Origin of the sequence: Rhodococcus pseudokoreensis, from assembly GCF_017068395.1 — a bacterium.
Lineage (GTDB): Bacteria > Actinomycetota > Actinomycetes > Mycobacteriales > Mycobacteriaceae > Rhodococcus_F > Rhodococcus_F pseudokoreensis.
In genome coordinates this window covers 7,707,724-7,729,430 of record NZ_CP070619.1, presented here as the reverse complement: position 1 = coordinate 7,729,430, position 21,707 = coordinate 7,707,724, and the positions used below count along the sequence as shown (strand labels likewise).

Annotated in this window: 21 protein-coding genes; 11 read left to right on the top strand and 10 right to left on the bottom strand. The window is 68.7% G+C overall.

Translation table 11 applies throughout. The annotated features are described in order from the left end of the window. Positions 1-27 precede the first annotated feature (27 nt). Positions 28-1,677, top strand: a complete 1,650-nt coding sequence (gene qcrB, locus JWS13_RS40545; protein WP_206011912.1) for a cytochrome bc1 complex cytochrome b subunit — start codon at positions 28-30, stop codon at positions 1,675-1,677. Between the two features lie 2 nt (positions 1,678-1,679). Here qcrB and JWS13_RS40540 read toward each other — a convergent pair whose 3' ends face one another. Then, complete coding sequence (locus tag JWS13_RS40540) at positions 1,680-2,630, bottom strand: DMT family transporter (protein WP_206010807.1); 951 nt, start codon at positions 2,628-2,630, stop codon at positions 1,680-1,682. 69 nt (positions 2,631-2,699) lie between these two features. Between JWS13_RS40540 and JWS13_RS40535 the strand changes: the two genes are divergently transcribed. Then, positions 2,700-3,308: a TetR/AcrR family transcriptional regulator gene (locus tag JWS13_RS40535; RefSeq protein WP_206010806.1), complete on the top strand. Its 609-nt coding sequence runs from the start codon at positions 2,700-2,702 to the stop codon at positions 3,306-3,308. A gap of 67 nt (positions 3,309-3,375) precedes the next feature. Here the strand turns inward: JWS13_RS40535 and JWS13_RS40530 are convergent, their stop codons facing one another. Beyond that, positions 3,376-3,792, bottom strand: a complete 417-nt coding sequence (locus JWS13_RS40530) for a cytochrome c oxidase subunit 4 (protein ID WP_072945453.1) — start codon at positions 3,790-3,792, stop codon at positions 3,376-3,378. Positions 3,793-3,833: 41 nt separating this feature from the next. After that, positions 3,834-4,901 (bottom strand): aa3-type cytochrome oxidase subunit II, encoded by a 1,068-nt coding sequence (gene ctaC, locus JWS13_RS40525; protein ID WP_124389927.1) that lies wholly within the window; start codon positions 4,899-4,901, stop codon positions 3,834-3,836. Between the two features lie 272 nt (positions 4,902-5,173). Here ctaC and asnB point away from each other — a divergent pair, with 272 nt between their 5' ends. Beyond that, positions 5,174-7,099 (top strand): asparagine synthase (glutamine-hydrolyzing), encoded by a 1,926-nt coding sequence (asnB, locus tag JWS13_RS40520; protein ID WP_206010805.1) that lies wholly within the window; start codon positions 5,174-5,176, stop codon positions 7,097-7,099. Positions 7,100-7,168: 69 nt separating this feature from the next. On the opposite strand, the gene JWS13_RS40515 is transcribed toward asnB, so the two are convergent. The 3 genes from JWS13_RS40515 to JWS13_RS40505 all read right to left on the bottom strand — a co-directional run bounded on the left by JWS13_RS40515 (position 7,169) and on the right by JWS13_RS40505 (position 9,887). After that, a complete protein-coding gene (locus JWS13_RS40515) occupies positions 7,169-8,143 on the bottom strand; it encodes a carbohydrate kinase family protein (protein ID WP_124389925.1) in 975 nt (324 codons plus the stop codon). 178 nt (positions 8,144-8,321) lie between these two features. Continuing rightward, entirely contained in the window at positions 8,322-8,672 is a 351-nt protein-coding gene (locus tag JWS13_RS40510; RefSeq protein ID WP_005247725.1) for an iron-sulfur cluster assembly accessory protein, read from the bottom strand. 138 nt (positions 8,673-8,810) lie between these two features. Next, entirely contained in the window at positions 8,811-9,887 is a 1,077-nt protein-coding gene (locus JWS13_RS40505; RefSeq protein ID WP_206010804.1) for a glycerate kinase family protein, read from the bottom strand. Positions 9,888-9,975: 88 nt separating this feature from the next. On the opposite strand from JWS13_RS40505, the gene JWS13_RS40500 reads away from it, so the two are divergent. After that, entirely contained in the window at positions 9,976-10,632 is a 657-nt protein-coding gene (locus tag JWS13_RS40500; RefSeq protein ID WP_206010803.1) for a DUF3043 domain-containing protein, read from the top strand. Between the two features lie 3 nt (positions 10,633-10,635). Here the strand turns inward: JWS13_RS40500 and JWS13_RS40495 are convergent, their stop codons facing one another. Next, positions 10,636-10,851 (bottom strand): hypothetical protein, encoded by a 216-nt coding sequence (locus tag JWS13_RS40495; protein WP_206010802.1) that lies wholly within the window; start codon positions 10,849-10,851, stop codon positions 10,636-10,638. A gap of 100 nt (positions 10,852-10,951) precedes the next feature. Here JWS13_RS40495 and cobU point away from each other — a divergent pair, with 100 nt between their 5' ends. From cobU to JWS13_RS40480, 3 genes are read left to right on the top strand one after another with little or no spacing between them, the layout of a single operon-like run. Next, complete coding sequence (gene cobU, locus JWS13_RS40490; RefSeq protein ID WP_206010801.1) at positions 10,952-11,596, top strand: bifunctional adenosylcobinamide kinase/adenosylcobinamide-phosphate guanylyltransferase; 645 nt, start codon at positions 10,952-10,954, stop codon at positions 11,594-11,596. Then, positions 11,593-12,747 carry a nicotinate-nucleotide--dimethylbenzimidazole phosphoribosyltransferase gene (gene cobT, locus JWS13_RS40485; RefSeq protein ID WP_206010800.1) on the top strand — a complete coding sequence of 385 codons (1,155 nt, stop codon included), beginning with the start codon at positions 11,593-11,595 and terminating at the stop codon, positions 12,745-12,747. The genes cobU and cobT overlap by 4 nt, the downstream gene beginning before the upstream one ends. A gap of 2 nt (positions 12,748-12,749) precedes the next feature. Beyond that, entirely contained in the window at positions 12,750-13,490 is a 741-nt protein-coding gene (locus JWS13_RS40480; RefSeq protein ID WP_206010799.1) for an adenosylcobinamide-GDP ribazoletransferase, read from the top strand. A 17-nt stretch (positions 13,491-13,507) separates the two neighbouring features. On the opposite strand, the gene JWS13_RS40475 is transcribed toward JWS13_RS40480, so the two are convergent. Further along, positions 13,508-14,611: a branched-chain amino acid aminotransferase gene (locus tag JWS13_RS40475; protein WP_072945475.1), complete on the bottom strand. Its 1,104-nt coding sequence runs from the start codon at positions 14,609-14,611 to the stop codon at positions 13,508-13,510. Between the two features lie 63 nt (positions 14,612-14,674). Continuing rightward, positions 14,675-15,775: a glycine cleavage system aminomethyltransferase GcvT gene (gene gcvT / locus JWS13_RS40470; protein ID WP_206010798.1), complete on the bottom strand. Its 1,101-nt coding sequence runs from the start codon at positions 15,773-15,775 to the stop codon at positions 14,675-14,677. A 126-nt stretch (positions 15,776-15,901) separates the two neighbouring features. On the opposite strand from gcvT, the gene JWS13_RS40465 reads away from it, so the two are divergent. Continuing rightward, entirely contained in the window at positions 15,902-17,419 is a 1,518-nt protein-coding gene (locus JWS13_RS40465; RefSeq protein ID WP_206010797.1) for a leucyl aminopeptidase, read from the top strand. 68 nt (positions 17,420-17,487) lie between these two features. Here JWS13_RS40465 and JWS13_RS40460 read toward each other — a convergent pair whose 3' ends face one another. Continuing rightward, positions 17,488-17,826, bottom strand: a complete 339-nt coding sequence (locus tag JWS13_RS40460) for an oxidoreductase (RefSeq protein ID WP_072945480.1) — start codon at positions 17,824-17,826, stop codon at positions 17,488-17,490. Between the two features lie 327 nt (positions 17,827-18,153). Between JWS13_RS40460 and sucB the strand changes: the two genes are divergently transcribed. From sucB to lipB, 3 genes are all read left to right on the top strand, one after another. Next, on the top strand, positions 18,154-19,884 hold the full coding sequence (gene sucB / locus JWS13_RS40455; protein WP_206010796.1) for a 2-oxoglutarate dehydrogenase, E2 component, dihydrolipoamide succinyltransferase: 1,731 nt from the start codon (positions 18,154-18,156) through the stop codon (positions 19,882-19,884). 92 nt (positions 19,885-19,976) lie between these two features. Further along, positions 19,977-20,867: a TIGR01777 family oxidoreductase gene (locus JWS13_RS40450; RefSeq protein WP_206010795.1), complete on the top strand. Its 891-nt coding sequence runs from the start codon at positions 19,977-19,979 to the stop codon at positions 20,865-20,867. Positions 20,868-20,915: 48 nt separating this feature from the next. Continuing rightward, positions 20,916-21,692 (top strand): lipoyl(octanoyl) transferase LipB, encoded by a 777-nt coding sequence (lipB, locus tag JWS13_RS40445; RefSeq protein ID WP_206010794.1) that lies wholly within the window; start codon positions 20,916-20,918, stop codon positions 21,690-21,692. The last annotated feature ends 15 nt before the right edge of the window (positions 21,693-21,707 follow it).

Here is a 21,707-nt window from a genome sequence, read left to right as displayed (position 1 = left end):
GACAACAAACCGTCCAAACTGAGCGCGATGGCCACAGGCCAGGCGGAAGCGATGGACTCGCGCTACCACCTCGCAGCGGGAATGCGGCGGCAGATCAACAAGGTCTTCCCCACCCACTGGTCGTTCCTGCTCGGCGAGATCGCGCTGTACAGCTTCATCATCCTGCTGATCTCCGGTGTCTACCTGACCCTGTTCTTCGACCCGTCGATGGCGCACGTCGTCTACAACGGTGCGTACGAGCCCCTGCGCGGCGTCACGATGTCCCGCGCGTACGAGACCACGCTGAACATTTCGTTCGAGGTCCGCGGCGGCCTGTTCGTCCGTCAGATCCACCACTGGGCTGCGCTGATGTTCGCGGCGTCGATCGTCGTGCACCTGCTGCGCATCTTCTTCACCGGCGCCTTCCGGCGTCCGCGTGAGGCCAACTGGGTCATCGGCTGCCTGCTGCTGATCCTGGCGATGTTCGAGGGATTCTTCGGCTACACCATCCCCGACGACCTGCTGTCCGGCACCGGCCTGCGCGCCGCGTTCTCCGGCATCACGTTGAGCATCCCGATCGCAGGCACCTGGATGCACTGGCTGATCTTCGGCGGCGACTTCCCCGGCGACCTGATCATCCCCCGCCTGTACGTCGCGCACGTCCTGCTGTTCCCGGGCATCATCCTCGCCCTGATCGCCGGTCACCTCGCGCTCGTCTGGTACCAGAAGCACACGCAGTTCCCCGGCCCCGGCCGCACGGAGACCAACGTCGTCGGCGTCCGGATCCTCCCGGTGTTCGCCGTCAAGTCGGGTGCGTTCTTCGCGATCACGTTCGGTGTCCTCGCCGTCATGGGTGGCGTGCTGCAGATCAACCCGGTCTGGACCATCGGCCCCTACAACCCGTCGCAGGTGTCGGCAGGTTCGCAGCCCGACATCTACATGATGTGGACGGACGGCCTGGCCCGTCTGTGGCCGGCATGGGACATCTACCTGTTCGACCGCTACACCATCCCGTCGGTGTTCGCCGTCGCGTTGATCATGGGTCTGGTGTTCACGGTCCTGATCGCCTACCCGTGGATCGAGAAGCGTCTGACCAAGGACGATGCTCACCACAACCTGCTGCAGCGTCCGCGCGACGTTCCGGTGCGTACCGCGATCGGTGCGATGGCGATCGCGTTCTACGCCGTCCTGACGATCTCCTGCATCAACGACATCATCGCGTACCACCTGAGCATCTCGCTGAACGCGATGACCTGGATCGGCCGTATCGGCATGGTGCTGCTGCCTCCGATCGCCTTCTTCGTCGCCTACCGGTTCTGCCTGGGTCTTCAGCGCAGCGACCGTGAGGTCCTCGAGCACGGCATCGAGACCGGCATCATCAAGCGGATGCCGAACGGTCAGTACATCGAGATCCACCAGCCGCTCGGCCCGGTCGACGACCACGGTCACCCGATCCCGCTCGAGTACCAGGGTGCGACGGTCCCGAAGAAGATGAACAAGCTCGGTTCCGCCGGCAAGCCCGGTTCCGGCAGCCTCGTCACGGCCGACCCGGTCGAGGAGAGCCTGGCCCTCGAGCACGCCCTGCACCACGGCGAGCACGAGCAGCTCACGATGCTGCGGGAGTACCAGGACCGTGCCCACGGCAACGGTTCGCCGGCCTCCGGCAACGGATCGTCCGGCAACGGCGAGGCGCACTAGCCTCACCTCCGCAACCGAGCAGAGCCCCGAACCACTTCCGGTTCGGGGCTCTGTTCGTCTGTCCGGACCGTGCGCGCTCCCCTCCCCCGCGGCGGCGCACGGAACACGAGCACGACCGCCCCGAGGCCGAGGAGAAGTCCGAGGGCGGTAAGGCCCCCGAACGGTTCGCCGAACATCACGGCCCCCCAGATCGCCGTCACGGGTGCCATCAGGAACATCAGAGCATTGACCCGGGTGATTCCGCTCCGGCGCAGCACGAGCCAGTACAGGCCGTAGCCGCCGACGGTGGACAAGACGATCAGCCACGCCACCGACCACCAGAACGGTGCCGTCGCCGGCGGCGACAGCTGTCCGGCGCACGCGGCGAGGGCGGTGAACAGCACGGCGCTGGTCGCGCAGTGCACCGTGAGGGCCACGACGGGATCGGTGTCGTCCGGCGAACGGCTCTCCACAAATGTCGCGGCCACCAGCGACAGCATTCCGGCGAACGGCACGAGGTATGCCCACCACGGCACGCCGGAGGCCGCGGTGGCGTCGCCGGCAGTGACGATCACGACACCCGTCAGTCCGAGCAGCAGACCCCACCACTGCCTGGCCGCGACGTACTGACCGAGCAGTGGGCCTGCCAGCACGGCGACGACCAAGGGCTGGGTGCCGTCGATCAGTGCGGTGGTGCCGGTCGAGACGCCGAGTCCGATCGCCTGGTAGACGGTCAGCAGATACCCGGTCTGCGACAGCGCGCCCACCACCACACCACGGCGGAGCGCACGGAATCCGACTTCCCGCCAGCGGGCGCGGTGGAACAGGACCGCGCCCACGGCCAGCGCGACAGCCAATGGAAGGAACCGCCAGGTGAGCACCGTGAGCGGGTCCGCGTTCCCGGCGCCGAGTTTGGCCCCGATGAAACCGGAACTCCAGCACAGGACGAACATCACGGCGAACAACGCGTTCACTAATGACCACCACCCAAGTAAACAGATCGGTTTACTTCCCAAAGGTACACCGATCTGTATACTTCTGTCATGGATTCTGTGCCGTCACCGCTGCGCGTCACGCTGACACCGGGCGCGCGACGGGCGCTGGCCGCGGCGGGTCGGCTGTTCTACGAGCGGGGAATCCACGCGGTCGGCGTCGATCTCATCGCCGCCGAGGCCGGCGTCACGAAGAAGACGCTTTACGACCGTTTCGGTTCGAAGGAACAGATCGTGGTCGAGTACCTCGCCGACCGGGACGAACGGTGGCGAGCGTTTCTCGCCGGCCGTCTCGACGCCGTCGGCGACTCGCCCGAACGGCGCCTGACGGCGATCTTCGACGCATCCCGGGATTGGACCGCGGAGAACAGCGCGAAAGGGTGCAGCATGGTCAACGCGCACGCGGAGATCAGCGACCCGTCACATCCGGCGTACGCGATCATCATCGGCCAGAAGCGGTGGATGCTCGACCTGTTCACCGGCGTGTGCCGGGACGCGCCGGTGCGCGATCCGGAGACACTCGCGCGCACCGTCATGCTGCTCCACGAGGGCGCCCTGGTCGCGCACGGGTTGCAGGTGTTCCCCGATGCGGTGCGACTCGCGTCCGAACAGGCCACCGCGCTCCTCGCCGCGGCGGCGGTCCGGAACCACGAAGCCTGACGACGAACGGCGGAGGCGCCGAACCCCAGAGGGATTCGGCGCCTCCGCCGTCACAACAGTGTGTGGACTAGTGCTTCTCGGGTCCGACGTAGTACTCGAAGACGAGACCCGCAGCGGCGGCCAGCACGGCAACCACGGCGACCACCAGCATCCACGGCTGGAAGAACGCCATCGAGACTGCGACGAACGCGGCCGCGGCGGCGAGCAGGATCGGCCAGTAACTACCGGGGCTGAAGAACCCCAGGTCGCCTGCGCCGTCGGCGATCTCTGCGTCCTCGTAGTCCTCGGGACGGGTGTCGAGGCGACGGGCGACGAACCGGAAGTACGTTCCGATGATCAGCGTCAGTCCCGCCGACAGGCAGATGCCCGTCAGACCCGCCCACTCGATACCGGTTCGTGAAACGGCGGTGAAGACGCCGTAGACGATCGCGACGAGAATGAAGAATACCGTCAGGATCTCGAAGAGCTTGGCTTCGATCTTCATATCAGCACTTGTCCTTGGTCAGTGAGGTATCAGCAGCAGGTTCAGTTACCTTCGACACCGCTCGCCTGCTTGTAGCCGCGATCGGTGGTGAAGGGAGACGTCGACGTCGCGACAGGGGACTCGCCGATGGCCTGCAGAGCCTCCGCCGTGGTCAGATCCCGGCCGCCCTCGCTCGCCGGCTTGCGCAACTCGATGTACTGCGCGAACTTGTCCGGGCTCACGGCGCGAACCTCGAAGTTCATCATCGCGTGGAACGTGCCGCACATCTCGGCGCAGCGCCCGACGAAGGCACCTTCCTTCTCGATCTCACTGATCTGGAAGACGTTGTCGGAGTGGTTCTCCTTGGGGTTCGGGTTCACGTCGCGCTTGAACAGGAACTCCGGCACCCAGAACGCGTGGATGACATCGGCCGAGGCCAGTTCGAACTGGATCCGCTTGCCGGTCGGCAGGACGAGGATCGGGATCTCGTTGCTCGAGCCGACCGTCTCGATCGTGTCGTAGTGCAGGTAGGACAGGTCCTGGGGGACCTTGCCGTGGATCGGCCCGGGCAGGGCGTGCTCACCCTCACCCTCCGCTTCGGGCGCCGATGCAGCCTCGACGGCGGCCTGCGCCTCCTGGTCGACACCGTCGTACAGTCCGCCACCCTCACCGAGGTCGATGGAGCGGTAACCGAACTTCCAGTTCCACTGGTACGCAGTGACATCCACCACCACGTTGGGGTTGTCCTTCTTCTCGAGGACATGGTTCTGCACGACCACCGTGAAGTAGAACAGCACGGCGATGATGACGAACGGAACCGCGGTGTACGCCAGCTCCAGCGGCACGTTGTATGCCGTCTGACGCGGGAACTCGGGTGAGTCCTTCTTCTTGCGGTGGAAGATCACCGCCCAGAAGGTGAGTCCCCACACCAGCACACCCATGACGAGGGCGGCGATGACCGACCAGGTCCACAGTTCACGCATGCGGTGCGCCTGCGGGGTTACGCCCGAAGGCCACCCGAAACGAAGCACCTCGTTGTCGATTGAACAACCCGACAGCAGCAAGGCAGCAATGCCCAAAGATACTGCCAACCCTGCCCGCCGAAGGATCCGACCTTGCGCCACGTTCACGCCTTCCTGATCGCCGCAAATTCCACTAGGGCACACCCGATGGGAAGGCCCAATTACTACGCAGCGTAGACCAAAGGCGGCGGCTCTCCATCCTCGGGTCGGGCGATGTGTCGCTGTCGTTGTCGCGGCGGTGCCGGTGTTCGGGTCACGGCGGTGCCGGCGACGGCCCGAACCGGACGCGTCGGCAATCTGCGGCATACTTTCCGGCAGAGATCCCTGACCCCTCCACCTCGTGGAGCCTTCCAAGATTCTGAATTGAGGTACCGGACGCTGTGTGCGGACTGCTCGGGCTACTGACCTCTGGAGAAACCAGCGACAACGCCGTCTCACAGGTCGACCAGGCGATGCACTGCCTGCGGCACCGTGGGCCGGACGAGCACGGGACCTGGCACGACGACCACCTGGTCTTCGGGTTCAATCGGCTGTCGATCATCGACATCGAACACTCCCACCAGCCGCTGCGGTGGGGTCCGGCGGAGAATCCGGAACGCTACGCGCTGACGTTCAACGGCGAGATCTACAACTACCTCGAGGTGCGGGCCGAGCTCGCCGAGCAATTCGGTGCGCAGTTCGTCACCGAGGGCGACAGCGAGGCCATCGTCGCCGCGTTCCACTACTGGGGTGAGGACGCCGTCCGTCGCCTGCGCGGCATGTTCGCGTTCGCGATCTGGGACACCGAGACGCGGGAGTTGTTCATCGCCCGCGATCCGTTCGGCATCAAACCGCTGTTCCTGGCGACGGGCACCGGCGGCACCGCGTTCGGCAGCGAGAAGAAGAGCCTGCTGGAACTGGCGAGCCTGATCGGCATCGGCACCGAACTCGATCCGCGTGCGGTCGAGCACTACACCGTCCTCCAGTACGTGCCGGAACCGGAAACGCTCCACAAGCAGATCCGCCGGCTCGAATCCGGGTGCTTCGCGCGGGTGCGCCCGGGTGAAGAACCCGTGATCACCCGCTATTTCGCACCCACGTTCCCGGTGCGTCCGTTCGCCGCGGGTACCGAGCAGGCCCGGTACCGCGAGATCGCGGAGGCCCTCGAGGATTCGGTCGCCAAGCACATGCGCGCCGACGTGACCGTCGGCTCGTTCCTGTCCGGCGGCATCGACTCGACGGCCATCGCGGCGCTCGCGATGCGCCACAACCCGAACCTGATCACGTTCACCACCGGTTTCGAGCGTGAGGGCTACTCCGAGGTCGACGTCGCGGCCGAATCCGCCGAGGCGATCGGCGCGCGGCACGTGGTGAAGGTGGTGAGCCCCGCCGAGTTCGCTGCCGCCATCCCCGAAATCGTGTGGTACCTCGACGACCCGGTCGCCGACCCCGCGCTGGTTCCGCTGTGGTTCGTCGCGAAGGAGGCACGCAAGCACGTCAAGGTCGTGCTGTCCGGTGAGGGCGCCGACGAACTGTTCGGCGGTTACACCATCTACCGCGAGCCGATTTCGCTGAAGCCGTTCGAGTACCTGCCCAAGGGGCTGCGCAGGGCCGCCGGCAAGCTGTCCGAGCGCATCCCCGACGGCACCCGCGGCAAGAGCCTGCTCAATCGCGGTTCGCTGACTCTCGAGGAGCGGTACTACGGCAACGCGCGCAGCTTCAACGATGCGCAGTTGCGCGCCGTCCTGCGCGACTTCCGCCCCGAGTGGACGCACCGTGACGTCACCGACCCGATCTACGCGCAGTCGCAGGGGTGGGATCCGGTGGCCCGGATGCAGCACCTGGACCTGTTCACGTGGTTGCGCGGCGACATCCTGGTCAAGGCCGACAAGATGACGATGGCCAATTCGCTCGAACTGCGGGTGCCGTTCCTCGATCCGGAGGTCTTCGAGGTGGCGTCGCGGGTGCCGCTGGACCAGAAGATCACCAAGAGCACCACCAAGTACGCGCTGCGTCAGGCGCTGGAGGGCATCGTCCCCGGGCACGTGCTCCACCGGGCGAAGCTGGGTTTCCCGGTGCCGTTGCGGCACTGGCTGCGCGGCACCGAACTGTTCGACTGGGCGCACGAGCAGATCGCGGCCTCGGGCACCGATCACCTGCTCGACAAGGCCGCGATCACGAAGATGCTGAACGACCACCGGGACGGCGTGTCCGACCACAGCCGTCGCCTGTGGACCGTGCTGATCTTCATGGTCTGGCACGGCATCTTCGTGGAGAACCGCATCGTGCCGGAAATCGCCGAGCCGGCGTACCCGGTCTCGATCTAGGCGCTTCGCGCCCGTGAGTGGTTGACGAGTCCAGGGACTCGTCAACCACTCACGGGCGGCGGAGCCGCCTTACGGCAGAATCGCGGCGATCTCGTCCGCGGCGGTGGAGCCGTAGGCATCTGCGAGGCGCTTGACAGCCTCGTCGCGGTCGAACGACCATTCCTGGGTTCCGGTGGTCTCCAGCACCAGCACGGCCACCAGCGACCCCAGCTGCGCGGAGCGCTCGAAGCTCAGGCCTGCGCTGTGCGCGAGGAGGAATCCGGCGCGGAATCCGTCACCGACACCGGTCGGGTCGACCTTGGCCTTCTCGGGGACGACGGCGACCCGGGTCCGGTTGCCCTCGGCGTCGACGATCTCCACGCCCTTGGAGCCGAGCGTCGTGACACGGACACCGACCTGTGCGCGGATCTCCTCTTCGGACAGTCCGGTCTTCTGCTGCAGCAGTCCCCATTCGTACTCGTTCGTGAACAGGTATTTCGCGCCGCGAATCAGCGTCGCCGCCTCCTCGCCGTTCAGTCGCGCGAGCTGCTGCGACGGGTCGGCGGCGAACGGGATGTCCTGCCGGCGGCATTCCTCGGTGTGGCGGATCATCGCCTCGGGGTCGTTGGCGCCGATGAGGACGAGCTCGAGCGTGTCGGCGTCCGGTGCGATGCCGGACAGCTGGATCTCGCGGGCCTCACTCATCGCCCCGGGGTAGAACGAGGCGATCTGCGCCATGTCCTCGTCCGTGGTGCACACGAAGCGCGCGGTGTGCGCAGTGGTCGAGATCCGGACGGCGGTGCAGTCGACACCGTTGCCCTCGAGCCACTGGCGGTACTCCGCGAAGTCGGCTCCGACAGCCCCGACCAGCAGCGGGGAACCACCGAGGACGCCCATGGCGTAGGCGATGTTGCCGCCCACTCCCCCGCGCCGGACTACGAGGTCGTCGACCAGGAAGCTCAACGAGATGTGGCTGAGCTGATCGGCGAGCAGTTGCTCGGCGAACCGGCCCGGAAACCGCATCAGGTGGTCGGTGGCGATGGAACCGGTTACCGCAATTGTCACGGGCGGATGCCTTTCGATGAGTTCGGTCGGGATTTCTCACCGTACCCCGGCGTACCGCCATGTTCGGTCGGCAGCACGAGGTCGCGGGACGGCGAGGTCGGGCACGAAAAAAGTCTGACGCGGCAGCCGGTCGGCGCCGCGTCAGACTTGTCGATTCAGTTGTACTTCGGCCCGGGACTCAGTTGAAGGAGTCGCCGCAGGCGCACGAACCGGTCGCGTTGGGGTTGTCGATCGTGAAACCCTGCTTCTCGATGGTGTCGACGAAGTCGATCGAGGCACCCTCGACGTACGGCGCGCTCATCCGGTCCACCGCGAGGGCGACGCCACCGAAGTCCACGATCAGGTCGCCGTCCAGGTTGCGGTCGTCGAAGAACAGCTGGTAACGCAGTCCTGCGCAGCCGCCGGGTTGCACGGCGATACGCAGTGCGAGGTCGTCACGACCTTCCTGATCGAGCAGCGCCTTCGCCTTGGCGGACGCGGCTTCGGTCATCTTGACGCCGTGGACGGCGGTCTCGTTCTGCACAGTCATGGGCTCTCCCTGTAGTTCGTAACAAACCCGTGAACGCTTCAACGGTACTCCGCGCCCGACTTATTCCCGGGTTCCATTCACTGCGGCAGCGTCCGCAGATCGATCCACGTCCATGGTATCCGACGTCTGGGTTTCGGGTTACTGGCGTGCGGCTCCGCCGTCCCATCCGCGGGCCGCGGCGGCGGCGAGGTCTCTCAGCTGCGCGTATGCGTCCGACATCGCGAGTTCGACCGAGCCGGCGTGGTCCACCAGGGACAGCGCGTCGTCGATGCCCGCGCTGTCCAGATCGGCCGTGTCGAGGAGCACCTGCCCGGCCAGGACGAGTGTCGCGATGGCCCGCCTGCGGGCGGCGGCGGCGAGCGCGATCACGAGTTTGCCGCGCAGCGACTGCTGGTCGAGGCGACCTTCCCCGGTGATGACGAGCTGCGCGGAGGCGAGTTGCCGGTCCTGCCGGGTGCGCTGGGCGACCACGTGGGCGCCGGATTCGCGAGTGCCGCCGAGCGCGAGCAGCGCGGCGCCGATGCCACCCGCGGCTCCGGCACCGGCCTCCGCCGCGACGTCCCGGGCGGTCACGCGGTGCAGTTGCCCGGCCCACGCGGTGTTCCGCTCCTCGAGGAACTCGACGGTCTCGGGGTCGGCACCCTTCTGCGGTCCGAACACGCGGGCGGCACCGTGTTCGCCGAGCAGCGGGTGTTCGACGTCGGTCGCGGCCACCAGTTCCACCGCACGCAGCCGGGCGACAGCTGCATCCGCGCTGCCGAATCCCTGCGCGAGGGTTTCGACGAGGCCGCGCCCGCCGTCGGTGCAGCTGCTGCCGCCGAGACCGACGACGATTCTGCGGGCCCCGGCGTCGAGGGCCGCCACCACGAGTTGCCCGACGCCTCGACTGTGCGCGTCGCGGGCGGTGCGGGGCGTCGGCGGTCCGCCGAGCAGTCCGAGTCCGCAGGCCTGGGCGGATTCGAGGTAGGCGTCGGTGCCGTCGAGGAGCCAGCGGGCGGGGACGTCGACACCGAGGGGTCCTTCGACCACAGTGGTCCGGATGGTGCCGCCCGCGGCCGCGACCACATCCACGAAGCCCGGGCCGCCGTCGGACTGCGGGGCCTCGATCAGCTGGTCGTCCGGGCGCACCGCCGACCATCCCGCCGCGATGGCGGCAGTCGCCTCGACGGCGGTCAGCGTCTCACCGAAGGAGTCCGGTGCGATCAACACTCGCATCGGCGAAGTGTATGGCCACGGGCCCGACCCGGCATTTCGATGTGAGGGCGGTTTTCCACACGGCGGCGTCTTCCCATAGTCTGGAAGGGTGAAATTGCTACGCCGCGGTGATTCGGACAATTCAGACAAGCGGGACGCCGAGGTCGCCGAGTCGTCGACGGCCCAGGAGGCGGATTCCGTCGAGCAGGCGGGCAAGGGCCGCCCGACCCCCAAGCGACGTGACGCAGAGTCGAAGCGCCGCGGACCGGTCGCGCCCGCACCCCTGACCGCGAAAGAGGCCCGGGCCCGCAAGAAGGCCACCCGCGGCAGCAAGGAAGAGCGCAAGGTTGCCGCGGCGGAGCGACGCGCAACCGCCGCCGAGCGGCGTACCCGCATGCTCGCAGGCGAGGACAAGTACCTCCTCCCGCGCGACAAGGGCCCCGTGCGCGCGTACGTCCGGGACATCGTCGACGCCCGGCGCAACCTGGTCGGTCTGTTCATGCCGCTGGCGCTGGTTCTCATCATGGCGATGTTCGTCAGCCCGGCACTGCAGGCGATCGTGACGCTCGCCATGCTCATCATGATGATGTTCATGGCCATCGAGGGCGTCTGGCTCGGCCGCAAGATCAACAACCAGGTGCGGGAACGCTTCCCGGACACCCCCGACGGCGGTTTCAAGCTCGGCTGGTACGCGTTCGTGCGGGCGTCGCAGATCCGCAAGTTGCGGGCCCCCAAGCCGCGGGTGCGGCCCGGCGACGCCATCTGACGCTCAGTTGTGGGGCGCGCGGTGCGTCTCGGCGAGCAGTCGCCCCAATTCGGCGTCGCGGTCGTGCGACAGGTCCGTCAAGGGATCGGCAGGCCGGAAGAAGTTGTCGCGGTAGCTGTTTCGCAGCCGCGGGTGGAGTGGACCCAGGTGCCGACCGGCGTATGTCACGGCCGCTTGCAGCACGAGGAGTAGTGCGACGAGGACGAGGAATTCGGTCATGGCTGAAATTCTCCGCCCGCCCACTTCCCGCCAACAGTGGCGGGATTGACGTTCTTCGTCAAAATACTGCCACGTTGGCGGGTTGGTAGCGTTTCCCTCCGTGCCCACCGCCGTTCCCCCGGACCACCCGGGTCACCCGCACCAGCCCTCGCGAACGCTGGTACTCGGTGGTGCACGGTCCGGTAAATCCGCGCACGCCGAGGAACTGACGCAGGCCCTGGCCGGGGCAGGACTGGTGCGTTACGTCGCCACCAGCCACCGCGACCCCGACGACCACGACTGGGAGCACCGGGTCGCCGAGCACCGCGATCGGCGCCCCGACAGCTGGGTCACCGTGGAAACCGCGTACCGCCGCGACCTCGCCGATCAACTGCGTTCCCCCACCGACGCGGCAGCCACCCTCGTCGACGATCTCGGCACCTGGCTCACCGTCGAACTCGACGGCACCGCAGCCTGGGATTCGCCGCGGGGCACCATCACCCCCCGCGCGGACGACCTCGTCGCGAGCGTCCGCGACTACCGCGGGGCACTCGTGCTGGTGACTCCCGAGGTGGGACTCGGCGTCATCCCCGAGACCCGGTCCGGTCGCCTGTTCCGCGACGAGATCGGCGCCCTCAACGCGCGGCTCGCGCAGGTCTGCGATCGCGTGATCCTCGTCGTGGCCGGCCTGACCATGACCCTGAAAGACGATCCCGCACGTGCGTCGTGCGGGGCCGACTCCACTCGAGCGAGAGGCCAAGCGTGACCAGCGAGTCCGTGAGCACCGACCCCGGTCGGTTCGAACCCGTCACCCCACCCGACGAAGGGGTTCGCGCGCAGGCCGAGGCCCGTCAGCTCCAGCTCACCAAACCGGCCGGATCGCTCGGCCGTCTGGAGACGCTGGCGTGCTGGGCCGCGGCCTGCCAGGGCGTCTGCCCGCCCGCCCCGTTCGCACGGGCACGGGTGGTGGTGTTCGCCGGCGACCACGGCGTGGCACGAACCGGTGTCTCCGCATATCCGCCCGAGGTGACAGCGCAGATGGTCGCCAACTTCGTCGGCGGCGGGGCGGCCGTCAACGCACTCGCGAACCGGGCGGGCGCGAGCGTGCGCGTCGTCGACCTGTCGGTGGACGGCGACACGGATCCGTCGGTGTCCGCGTTCAAGATTCGGCGCTCGTCGGGTGCGATCGACCGCGAGGACGCGCTCACACACGAAGAGACCCTGCAGGCCATCGAGGCGGGACGGTCGATCGCCGACTCCGAAATCGATTCCGGCGCAGACCTGTTGATCGCCGGCGACATGGGAATCGGCAACACCACACCGGCCACCGTTCTCATCGCCGCGCTGACGGACACCGAACCGGTCGCCGCGGTCGGCCGGGGTACCGGGGTCGACGACGCCGGCTGGATCCGGAAGACTGCGGCGATCCGCGACGCGATGCGCCGCGCCCGGCCGGTGGTCCGGGACACGGTTGCGCTGCTGCGCACGGTGTCGGGCGCCGACCTCGCCGCGATGGCCGGGTTCCTCGCGCAGGCCTCCGCGCGCAAGACCCCGGTGATCCTCGACGGCGTCGTCGTGACGGCGGCCGCGATGGTGGCGGAGGAATTGGCGCCCGGCGCCCGCGCGTGGTGGCTGGCCGGCCACCGTTCCACGGAACCGGCCCACACGATCGCGCTGAAGCATTTGCAACTCGACCCGCTCCTCGAACTCGACATGCGGCTCGGCGAGGGGTCCGGCGCCGTCAGCGCGCTGCCGATCCTGCAGGGTGCCGTCGCAACTCTCGCGGAGATGGCGACGTTCGCGGAGGCCGGGGTCAGCACCCGCGACGCCGAAGACGGCTCCGACACCGGAACCGACTCCGGCACCGGGACCGACTCCGGCACCGGGACCGACTCCGCCGCCGACACCGCGGGCTGACCGTGACGGGCGTGCTGCTCGCCTTCTCCTGGCTGACCGTCCTCCCCCTGCGCGGGCCGGATACCGTCGACCGTGCGGCGGGCCGCCGCGCGATCCGGGCGGCGCCGGTGACCGGGATCGCGCTCGGCGCCTTGGCCGGGGGGCTGCTGTGGGTGCTCGTGTCCGCCGGTCTCGATCCCGCCCTCGCCGGCCTGGTGACGGTCGGTGCGCATGCCCTCGCCACCCGCGGCATGCACGTCGACGGACTGTCCGACACCGTCGACGGGCTCGGCTGCTACGGGCCGCCGGAGCGGGCGCGGGCCGTGATGCACAGCGGCGGCGCGGGACCGTTCGGGGTGTGCGCCCTCGTGATCTGCCTGGGCGCGCAGGGGCTGGCATTCGGATCTCTCGCCGCCGCAGGACAATTCGCGTGTGTGGCCGTGGCGGTGGCAGCCGGGCGGGTGGCGGTCGTGTACGCCTGCCGCCGCGGAATCCCTGCGTCCTCCACGGAAGGGTTCGGCGCCCTGGTCGCCGAGACCCAGTCGCCGTGGACCGGTCTCGCCTGGACCGTCCCGCTCGTCGCGGCGGCGGCGTGGTGCACGGCGCCGTGGTGGCAGGGACCGGTCGTCGTTGCGGTCGCACTGACACTCACCACACTGCTGGTGGCCCACTGCGTCCGGCGATTCGCCGGTTTGAACGGTGACGTGCTCGGAGCCGCGCTCGAGATCACCGTCACCGTCTCGGCGATCGGTCTCGCGTTCTGACCGACCGCCGAAACGGCTCAGCGTAGTTTGGTCATCCAGCCGTGGGTGTCGGCGAACGTTCCCCGCTGAATTCCGGTCAGCGTGTCGCGCAGGGCCATGGTGACCTCGCCGGGCTCGCCGTCGGCGATCGTGAATTCACCTTCGGCGGACTTGACCCGGCCGACGGGCGTGATGACGGCCGCCGTGCCGCACGCGAACACCTCGGTGATCTCGCCGGACTTCGTCTTGGTGCGCCATTCATCGGTGCTGATCCGCCGCTCCTCCACCGCGAAACCGGCGTCGATCGCGAGGGTCAGCAGCGAATTGCGGGTGATGCCCGGCAGCAGCGAACCGGACAGGGACGGCGTCACGAGGCGGGCGTCGGATCCGGAGCCGAACACGAAGAAGAGGTTCATGCCGCCCATCTCCTCCACGTACGACCGCTCGATGGCGTCGAGCCACACCACCTGGTCGCAACCCTCGTCGGCGGCCTGCGCCTGCGCGAGGAGCGACGCCGCGTAGTTGCCCGCGAACTTGGCGGCACCGGTGCCGCCGGGTGCGGCCCGGACGTACTCCGTCGACAGCCACACGCTGACCGGCTTCACTCCCCGCGGGAAGTACGCACCCGCGGGCGAGGCGATCAGCAGGTAGCGGTACTCGTCGGCCGGACGCACCCCGAGACCGGCCTCGGTGGAGAACATGAACGGGCGCAGGTACAGCGCGTCCTCACCACCGGCCGCGGGCACCCACTCGTGATCCAGCTCGAGCAGTTCGGTGATCGACTTGACGAACAACTCCTCCGGCAGCTCCGGCATCGCGAGCCGGCGAGCCGACGTCGCGAGCCGCTCGGCGTTCGCCTCGATACGGAACGTCGAGATGCCGCCGTCCGGCTGCCGGTACGCCTTCAGACCCTCGAAGATGGCCTGTCCGTAGTGCAGGACCATCGCGGCGGGGTCGAGCTGGAGCGGCCCGTACGGCTCCACCTTCGCGTCGTGCCAGCCGAGCTCGGTGGAGTAGGTGATCGACGCCATGTGGTCCGTGAAGTACCGGCCGAATCCGGGCGCCGCCAGTATCTCTCGCCGTACCTCGTCGGAGGTGGGGGCGGGATGCGGGACGCGAACGAACTCGGTGACACCTGTCATGACCGTGATCTTATCGAACGCCTTCCGCCGCCCTGCCGCCGACAGGTCGTCCGCGACCGGTGCTTACTTGGTGTTGATCTCCACGAACGGCGGAGACACCACCTCGGCGCGCAGCGAGCGCCCCCGGACGTCCACGGAGATCTCGTCTCCGGCCGACACCCCGGACCCGGAATCGAGCAGCGCCAGCGCGATCCCGACCTTGAGCGTGGGCGAGAACGTGCCCGACGTGGTCTCGCCGATCGACTCGCCGCCGCGGAGCACGGTCTGACCGGCGCGCAGGACCCCGCGGTCCAGCGCCTTGATGCCCCACAGCTTGCGGGCCGGGCCGGACGCCTTCTCGTCGGCGAGGGTCTCCTTGCCCCAGAACTTCGGCTTCTTCCAGCCGATCGCCCAGCCGCATCGCGCCTCGAGCGGGGAGATCTCCAGCGACAGCTCGTGCCCGTGCAGCGGGTACCCCATCTCGGTGCGCAACGTGTCCCGGGCACCGAGACCGGCGACCTGGCCGCCGTGGGCGCGGACCTGCTCGACCGCCGCCCGGAACAACTTCTCGCTGTCGTCCCAGCGTGGCAGCAGTTCGAACCCGATCTCGCCGGTGTACCCGCTGCGGCAGACACGGACGGGAACGCCGTCCCAGGTGGCGTCCGCGAAGGCCATGTAGTCGATGTCGGTGGGCAGGCCGAGCGCGGTGAGCACCTCCACCGACTTCGGGCCCTGCACGGCGATCACGCCGAAGTCCCGGTGCTGGTCCTTCACCGTGATCCCGTCGGGCGCCGCGGCGGTCAGCGCCGCGACCACGTCCGCGGTGTTGGCGGCATTCGGGACGAGGAACACCTCGTCCGGGCTCACGTAATAGGCGATCAGATCGTCGATCACTCCACCCGACGGCGTGCAACACAGCGTGTACTGCGCCTTGCCGGGGCCGATCTTGTCGAGGTCGTTGGTCAGCGCCGAGTTCACGAAGGCAGCGGCGCCGCTGCCCCGCACGAGAGCCTTGCCGAGGTGACTGACGTCGAAGACTCCCACCGATTCGCGGACCGCGGTGTGCTCGGCGACGGTGCCGGCATACGACACGGGCATCTCCCAGCCGCCGAACGGAGCGAACGTGGCCCCGAGTTCGACGTGGACGGCGTGGACGGGCCCCTGCGACAACTGCTCCTCGGTCATGCGCCTCAACCTATCGGACCTCCGGGTAGCCGCGCACTGGGTAGCGGGCGGCGACGGAGCACTACCATCGGGACGGACGTCGGCCACCCGGCACCACCCGCCCCCCACCGCTGCAGGAGAGACACCGTGAGCACTCGCACAGCCCGACCCCTCGGACCACAACTCGCACTGGCCGGCACCGTCGGCAAGCGCGTGGACGTGTTGGTGATCGGTCTGACGTCGAGCCCGGACGGCCCCGAAATCGCGCTCGGAGACGGCATCGTCGACGAATCGGTGCTGACCGATCTGCTCGACACGCTCGTCACTGTGGGCGCCTCCGGCAAGGCCGAGGAGACCACCCGCATCCCGGCACCCGGCGCGCTGCCGGTCGACAGTGTGCTCGCCGTCGGACTCGGTTCGGCCGAGAAGCTGGGCGCCGAGCAGATCCGGAAGTCCGCGGGTGCCGCGGCGCGGGCACTCAGCGGTGTCGGCACCGTCGCGACCACGCTGTCCGCGCTCGATCTCGGTGCGGCAGCGGAAGGTTTCGCGCTCGGCGCGTACCGGTTCACCGAATTCAAGTCCGCGAAGTCCGCTCCCGGTCCGGACGCACAGCCCGTGTCGCGCGTCGAGTTGCTGGTGTCGTCCCCTCGCGCGAAGGAGTCGAAGGACACCCTCGCGCGCTCGTCGGCGATCGCCGAAGCCGTCGCCACCGCACGCGAATTCGTCAACACTCCCCCGAGCCACCTCTTCCCCGCCGAATTCGCCGACCGCGCAAAGGCACTCGGCACCGACGCCGGGCTGAAGGTCGAGGTCCTGGACGAGAAGGCACTCGAAAAGAACGGGTACGGCGGCATCCTCGGCGTGGGCAAGGGCTCGTCCCGGCTGCCGCGACTGGTCCGCCTGAGCTACGCCGCCAAGAAGCGGAACGCCCCCAAGGTCGCGCTCGTCGGCAAGGGCATCACCTTCGACACCGGCGGCATCTCCATCAAGCCCGCCGCGGGCATGGAAAACATGACGTCCGACATGGGCGGCGCCGCAGCCGTTGTCGCGACCGTGGTCCTCGCCGCGAAACTCGGACTGCCCGTCGACGTCACCGCCACCGTCCCGATGGCCGAGAACATGCCGTCGTCCACCGCGCAGCGCCCCGGCGACGTCCTCACCCAGTACGGCGGAACCACCGTCGAGGTCATCAACACCGACGCGGAGGGACGCCTCGTCCTCGCCGACGCCATCGTCCGCGCCTGCGAGGACGATCCCGATTACCTGATCGACACGGCGACGCTCACCGGCGCGCAGATGGTGGCACTGGGCAACCGAACCCCCGGTGTCATGGGCACCGACGAGTTCCGCGACCGCGTCGCCGCCATCTCCCAGAAGATCGGCGAGAACGCGTGGGCCATGCCGATGCCCGCCGAACTGCGCTCGGACCTCGATTCGAAGATCGCCGACCTCGCCAACGTCACGAATCACCGCTGGGGCGGCATGCTCGCGGCGGCCCTGTACCTGAAGGAGTTCGTCGCCGACGGCGTCCAGTGGGCGCACATCGACGTCGCCGGACCGGCCTACAACTCGTCCGGACCGTGGGGCTACACCGGCCGCGGCGGTACCGGTGTTCCGGTGCGCACCATGATCTCGGTGATCGAGGACATCGCCGCCAACGGGTAGGCGCTTCGCGCTCGTGCGCCTTTCCGGTTGTGCCGGCTACCAGAAAGGCGCACGGGCGGCGGAGCCGCCTACAGGTCGCGTTCGCGCTCCCGCTTCCGCTCGATGCGGCGCCGTGCGTCGTGGTCACGCATCCGCTGCGGGTAGCCGGTCTTGCGGACGTCGTACACCGGGATGCGGAGATCCTCCCCGAGTTTGCGGGCGCCGCGTTCGCCGCCCACCCGGCGCCGGGTCCACTCACCGTCCGCCGCGACGAGCACGACGGTGACTTCGGTCACTGTCGTGCGCGGTTCCACATACGCCTCCACACCGAGGTGCGTGCGAGTCCAGTTCGCGAGATGGGCGGCGTCCTCCGGGGACGCCTGGGATCGGCCGGACCGAGGCCGCGAGAAACGGTCGAACAACCCCACGTCGAGCCTCCTCGAGTACGTGCGCGGCGCGGTGCCCGCGATGTCCTCCAAGTTTGCCAGCGAACATCCGGTTTCCGCCGCGAACGCAAACTACCGGCCAGTAGGGATTTCGTCGCGACACACCGGAGTGACCGGGGGGTCCCCCTCGGCGGACGCGCCCGTCGGATCAATGGAAAGATGTGGAGCGCCGACACAGCGAGTGGGTGACGACGAATCGGAATTACCTGCAAGTAGACGCAAGACACGTGCATCTCGAGCACAATGGTTCACGACCACAAGTCGACAAAATTCAACAACCCGAACACAACTGTCGAGGAGTCAAAAGACATGGCCTTCTCCGTCCAGATGCCAGCGCTTGGTGAGAGTGTCACCGAGGGAACTGTCACGCGGTGGCTCAAGCAGGAAGGAGACGCGGTCGAAGTTGACGAACCCTTGCTCGAAGTCTCCACGGACAAGGTGGACACGGAAATCCCGTCTCCCGTGGCCGGCGTTCTCAGCAAGATCGTTGCTCAGGAAGACGACACCGTCGAAATCGGTGGCGAACTTGCCGTGATCGGCGACGCCGGTGAGGCTCCCGCCTCCGACTCCGCTCCCGCACCCGCCGCCGAAGAGCCCGCCGCAGAGCCGGCTCCCGCCGCGGAGGCACCGGCCGCAGAGCCCGCGCCCGCAGCGTCCGGCGGTTCCGCCGAGGGCACCGCGGTGAACATGCCCGAACTGGGCGAGTCCGTCACCGAGGGCACCGTCACCCGCTGGCTCAAGGCCGTCGGCGACGAGGTCGCCGTGGACGAGCCGCTCGTCGAGGTGTCCACCGACAAGGTCGACACGGAGATCCCGTCGCCCGTCGCAGGCACGCTCCTCGAGATCAGCGCGGAGGAAGACGACACCGTCGCCGTCGGCGGTCAGCTCGCCGTCATCGGTTCGGGTGCGCCCGCCGCCAAGCCGGCGCCGAAGCCCGAGCCCACCCCCGAGCCCGCGAAGCCCGCTCCGGCCCCGGAACCGGCGAAGCCCGCACCCGCCCAGAGCGCTCCGGCTCCGGCCGCCGCACCGGCAGCATCCGCGCCGGCTCCCGCCGCCGCTGCACCTGCTGCCGCGGCCACGTCCGGAGACAGCACGCCGTACGTCACCCCGCTGGTGCGCAAGCTCGCCGCGGACAACGGCGTCGACCTGTCCTCGGTGACGGGCACCGGAGTCGGTGGCCGCATCCGTAAGCAGGATGTTCTCGCTGCCGCCGAGGCCAAGAAGGCACCGGCCGCCGCTGCCGCGCCTGCTGCCGCACCGGCCGCCGCCGCTGCTCCCGCAGCCGCCTCCGCCGGGGTCCGCCCCGAGCTGGCGCACCTGCGCGGAACAACGCAGAAGGCCAACCGGATTCGCCAGATCACGGCCACGAAGACCCGGGAGTCGCTGCAGAGCACGGCGCAGCTCACCCAGACCTTCGAGATCGACGTCACCAGGATCGCGGCCCTGCGCGCGCAGGCCAAGAACACCTTCCTCGAGCGCGAGGGCGTCAAGCTCACGTTCCTCCCGTTCTTCGCGAAGGCCGTCGTCGAGGCGCTGAAGTCTCACCCGAACATCAACGCCAGCTACGACGAGGCGAACAAGCAGATCACCTACTACGACGCCGAGCACCTGGGCATCGCGGTCGACACCGACCAGGGCCTGCTGTCCCCCGTGATCCACAACGCCGGCGACCTGTCGCTGGCCGGACTGGCCCGCGCCATCGCGGACATCGCCAAGCGCGCCCGCTCCGGTGGGCTGAAGCCGGACGAGCTGTCCGGTGGCACGTTCACGATCACGAACATCGGCAGCCAGGGCGCCCTGTTCGACACCCCGATCCTCGTGCCGCCGCAGGCCGCGATGCTCGGAACCGGTGCGATCGTCAAGCGTCCCGTGGTCGTGACCGACGAGTCCGGCAGTGAGAGCATCGGCGTCCGCTCGATGTGCTACCTGCCGCTCACGTACGATCACCGCCTCGTCGACGGTGCCGACGCCGGCCGCTTCCTGACGACGATCAAGCAGCGTCTGGAGCAGGGCGCGTTCGAGGCCGATCTCGGCCTCTGACCCGTCACCGGACTTCGAGCCGAACGTAGTTTCGCAGGGGCACCATTTCCAGCAGGAATGGTGCCCCTGCGCTGTGAAGGAGGCTGTTGCACATGCGCGTGGTCGTCGCCGGATCCTCCGGGCTGATTGGCACCGCTCTCGTCTCGTCCCTCCGCGGCGACGGTCACGACGTCGTCCGCCTGGTCCGCCGGTCGTCGGCGGGTCCCGACGAATCGCGCTGGGATCCGCAGAAGGACCGGCTCGACACCGGGATCCTCGTGGACGCCGACGCGGTCGTGAATCTGTGCGGCGTCGGGATCGGTGACAAACGCTGGACCGGCGCATACAAACAACTGATCCGGGACAGCCGGATCGCGGCCACCGACGTCCTGGCCGAGGCCGTCGCCGAGGCCGGGGTGCCCGTGTTCGTGAATGCGAGCGCGGTCGGCTACTACGGCGACACCGGCGACCGCGTCGTCGACGAGACCTCGCCGTCCGGGACGGGTTTCCTCGCGGACACCTGCCGCGACTGGGAGGCGGCGACGGCCCCCGCCGACGACTCGAAGATCCGGACGGTGCGGCTGCGCAGCGGCATCGTCCTGTCCCCCCACGGCGGCCTGCTCGGCCGGCTGAAGACGCTGTACTCGTTCGGGCTCGGCGGCCGGCTCGGGAACGGCCGCCAGTACCTGTCGTGGATCTCGTTGGAGGACGAGGTCGATGCGATCAAATTCGTGCTCTCCCGCGACGACGTGGCCGGTCCCGTGAACGTCACCGGTCCGGCGCCCGTCACGAACGCGCAGTTCAACGGCGCGGTCGCTCGGACGATGCACCGCCCCGCCCCGTGGATCGTCCCCGGGTTCGCACTCAGCGCGCTGGTGGGTGAGTTCGCGCAGGAGGGCATCCTGGCCGGGCAGCGCGCGATCCCGACGGTGCTCGAGAACGCGGGATTCCGGTTCCGGCACAACACCATCGGGGAAGCGCTCGACGCCGCCCTCGTGCGGTGAACCCGGCTCGTGGCGGTACGGCCACCACCCCGGCGTAACCTCTAGCGCATGAGCAGCGCGACACAATCCGCCCGTTTCAGCCCCTCCCCGATCGCCGTCGAACACCTCGGCACGATCGGGTACGTCGACGCCTGGGACCGACAGCGCGAGCTGGCGGCCGAACGCGCCGAGAACGCGGGTACCGACACGCTGCTCCTGCTCGAACACCCCGCTGTCTACACCGCGGGACGCCGGACCGAACCGGAGGACCGTCCCACCGACGGCACGCCCGTCATCGACGTCGACCGAGGCGGGAAGATCACCTGGCACGGTCCGGGACAGCTGGTGGGGTACCCGATCGTCAAGCTCGCCGAACCGGTCGACGTCGTGCGGTACGTCCGCAGGCTCGAGCAGGCGCTGATCGCCGTGTGCACCGACCTCGGCATCGTCTGCGGCCGGGTGGACGGCCGCTCCGGCGTGTGGCTGCCCGCCTCCCTCGACAACGGGCAGTGGCTGCCCGAGCGGAAGGTCGCGGCGATCGGGGTGCGGGTGCAGCGCGGCGTCGCCCTGCACGGCTTCTCGCTCAACTGCAATTCCGTCCTGACGGGGTTCGACGCGATCATCCCGTGTGGCATCCGCGACGCCGGCGTGACGTCGCTGTCGCGGGAACTGGGCCGCGACGTCACGGTCGAGGAGGTCACGCCGGCCGTCACCGCCGCTGTCGTGGCCGCGCTGGACGGCGCCCTCCCGGTGACCGACCACGACATCGAACGGGTCACGTTCGACTCCGCGACGGCCGAGAAGACGTCCGCCGCCCCCACCTTCACTACTGTTCAGTACGGTTGACCACCGCTCCCCGGC

What these genes read in the sequence shown, in the direction of transcription:
- JWS13_RS40505 (WP_206010804.1), bottom strand. Translation starts at nt 9,887, where the DNA reads ATGCGAGTGTTGATCGCACCGGACTCCTTCGGTGAGACGCTGACCGCC.
- qcrB (WP_206011912.1), top strand. Translation starts at nt 28, where the DNA reads ATGGCCACAGGCCAGGCGGAAGCGATGGACTCGCGCTACCACCTCGCA.
- JWS13_RS40510 (WP_005247725.1), bottom strand. Translation starts at nt 8,672, where the DNA reads ATGACTGTGCAGAACGAGACCGCCGTCCACGGCGTCAAGATGACCGAA.
- JWS13_RS40450 (WP_206010795.1), top strand. Translation starts at nt 19,977, where the DNA reads ATGCGCGTGGTCGTCGCCGGATCCTCCGGGCTGATTGGCACCGCTCTC.
- JWS13_RS40535 (WP_206010806.1), top strand. Translation starts at nt 2,700, where the DNA reads ATGGATTCTGTGCCGTCACCGCTGCGCGTCACGCTGACACCGGGCGCG.
- JWS13_RS40530 (WP_072945453.1), bottom strand. Translation starts at nt 3,792, where the DNA reads ATGAAGATCGAAGCCAAGCTCTTCGAGATCCTGACGGTATTCTTCATT.
- JWS13_RS40495 (WP_206010802.1), bottom strand. Translation starts at nt 10,851, where the DNA reads ATGACCGAATTCCTCGTCCTCGTCGCACTACTCCTCGTGCTGCAAGCG.
- sucB (WP_206010796.1), top strand. Translation starts at nt 18,154, where the DNA reads ATGGCCTTCTCCGTCCAGATGCCAGCGCTTGGTGAGAGTGTCACCGAG.
- JWS13_RS40475 (WP_072945475.1), bottom strand. Translation starts at nt 14,611, where the DNA reads ATGACAGGTGTCACCGAGTTCGTTCGCGTCCCGCATCCCGCCCCCACC.
- lipB (WP_206010794.1), top strand. Translation starts at nt 20,916, where the DNA reads ATGAGCAGCGCGACACAATCCGCCCGTTTCAGCCCCTCCCCGATCGCC.
- gcvT (WP_206010798.1), bottom strand. Translation starts at nt 15,775, where the DNA reads ATGACCGAGGAGCAGTTGTCGCAGGGGCCCGTCCACGCCGTCCACGTC.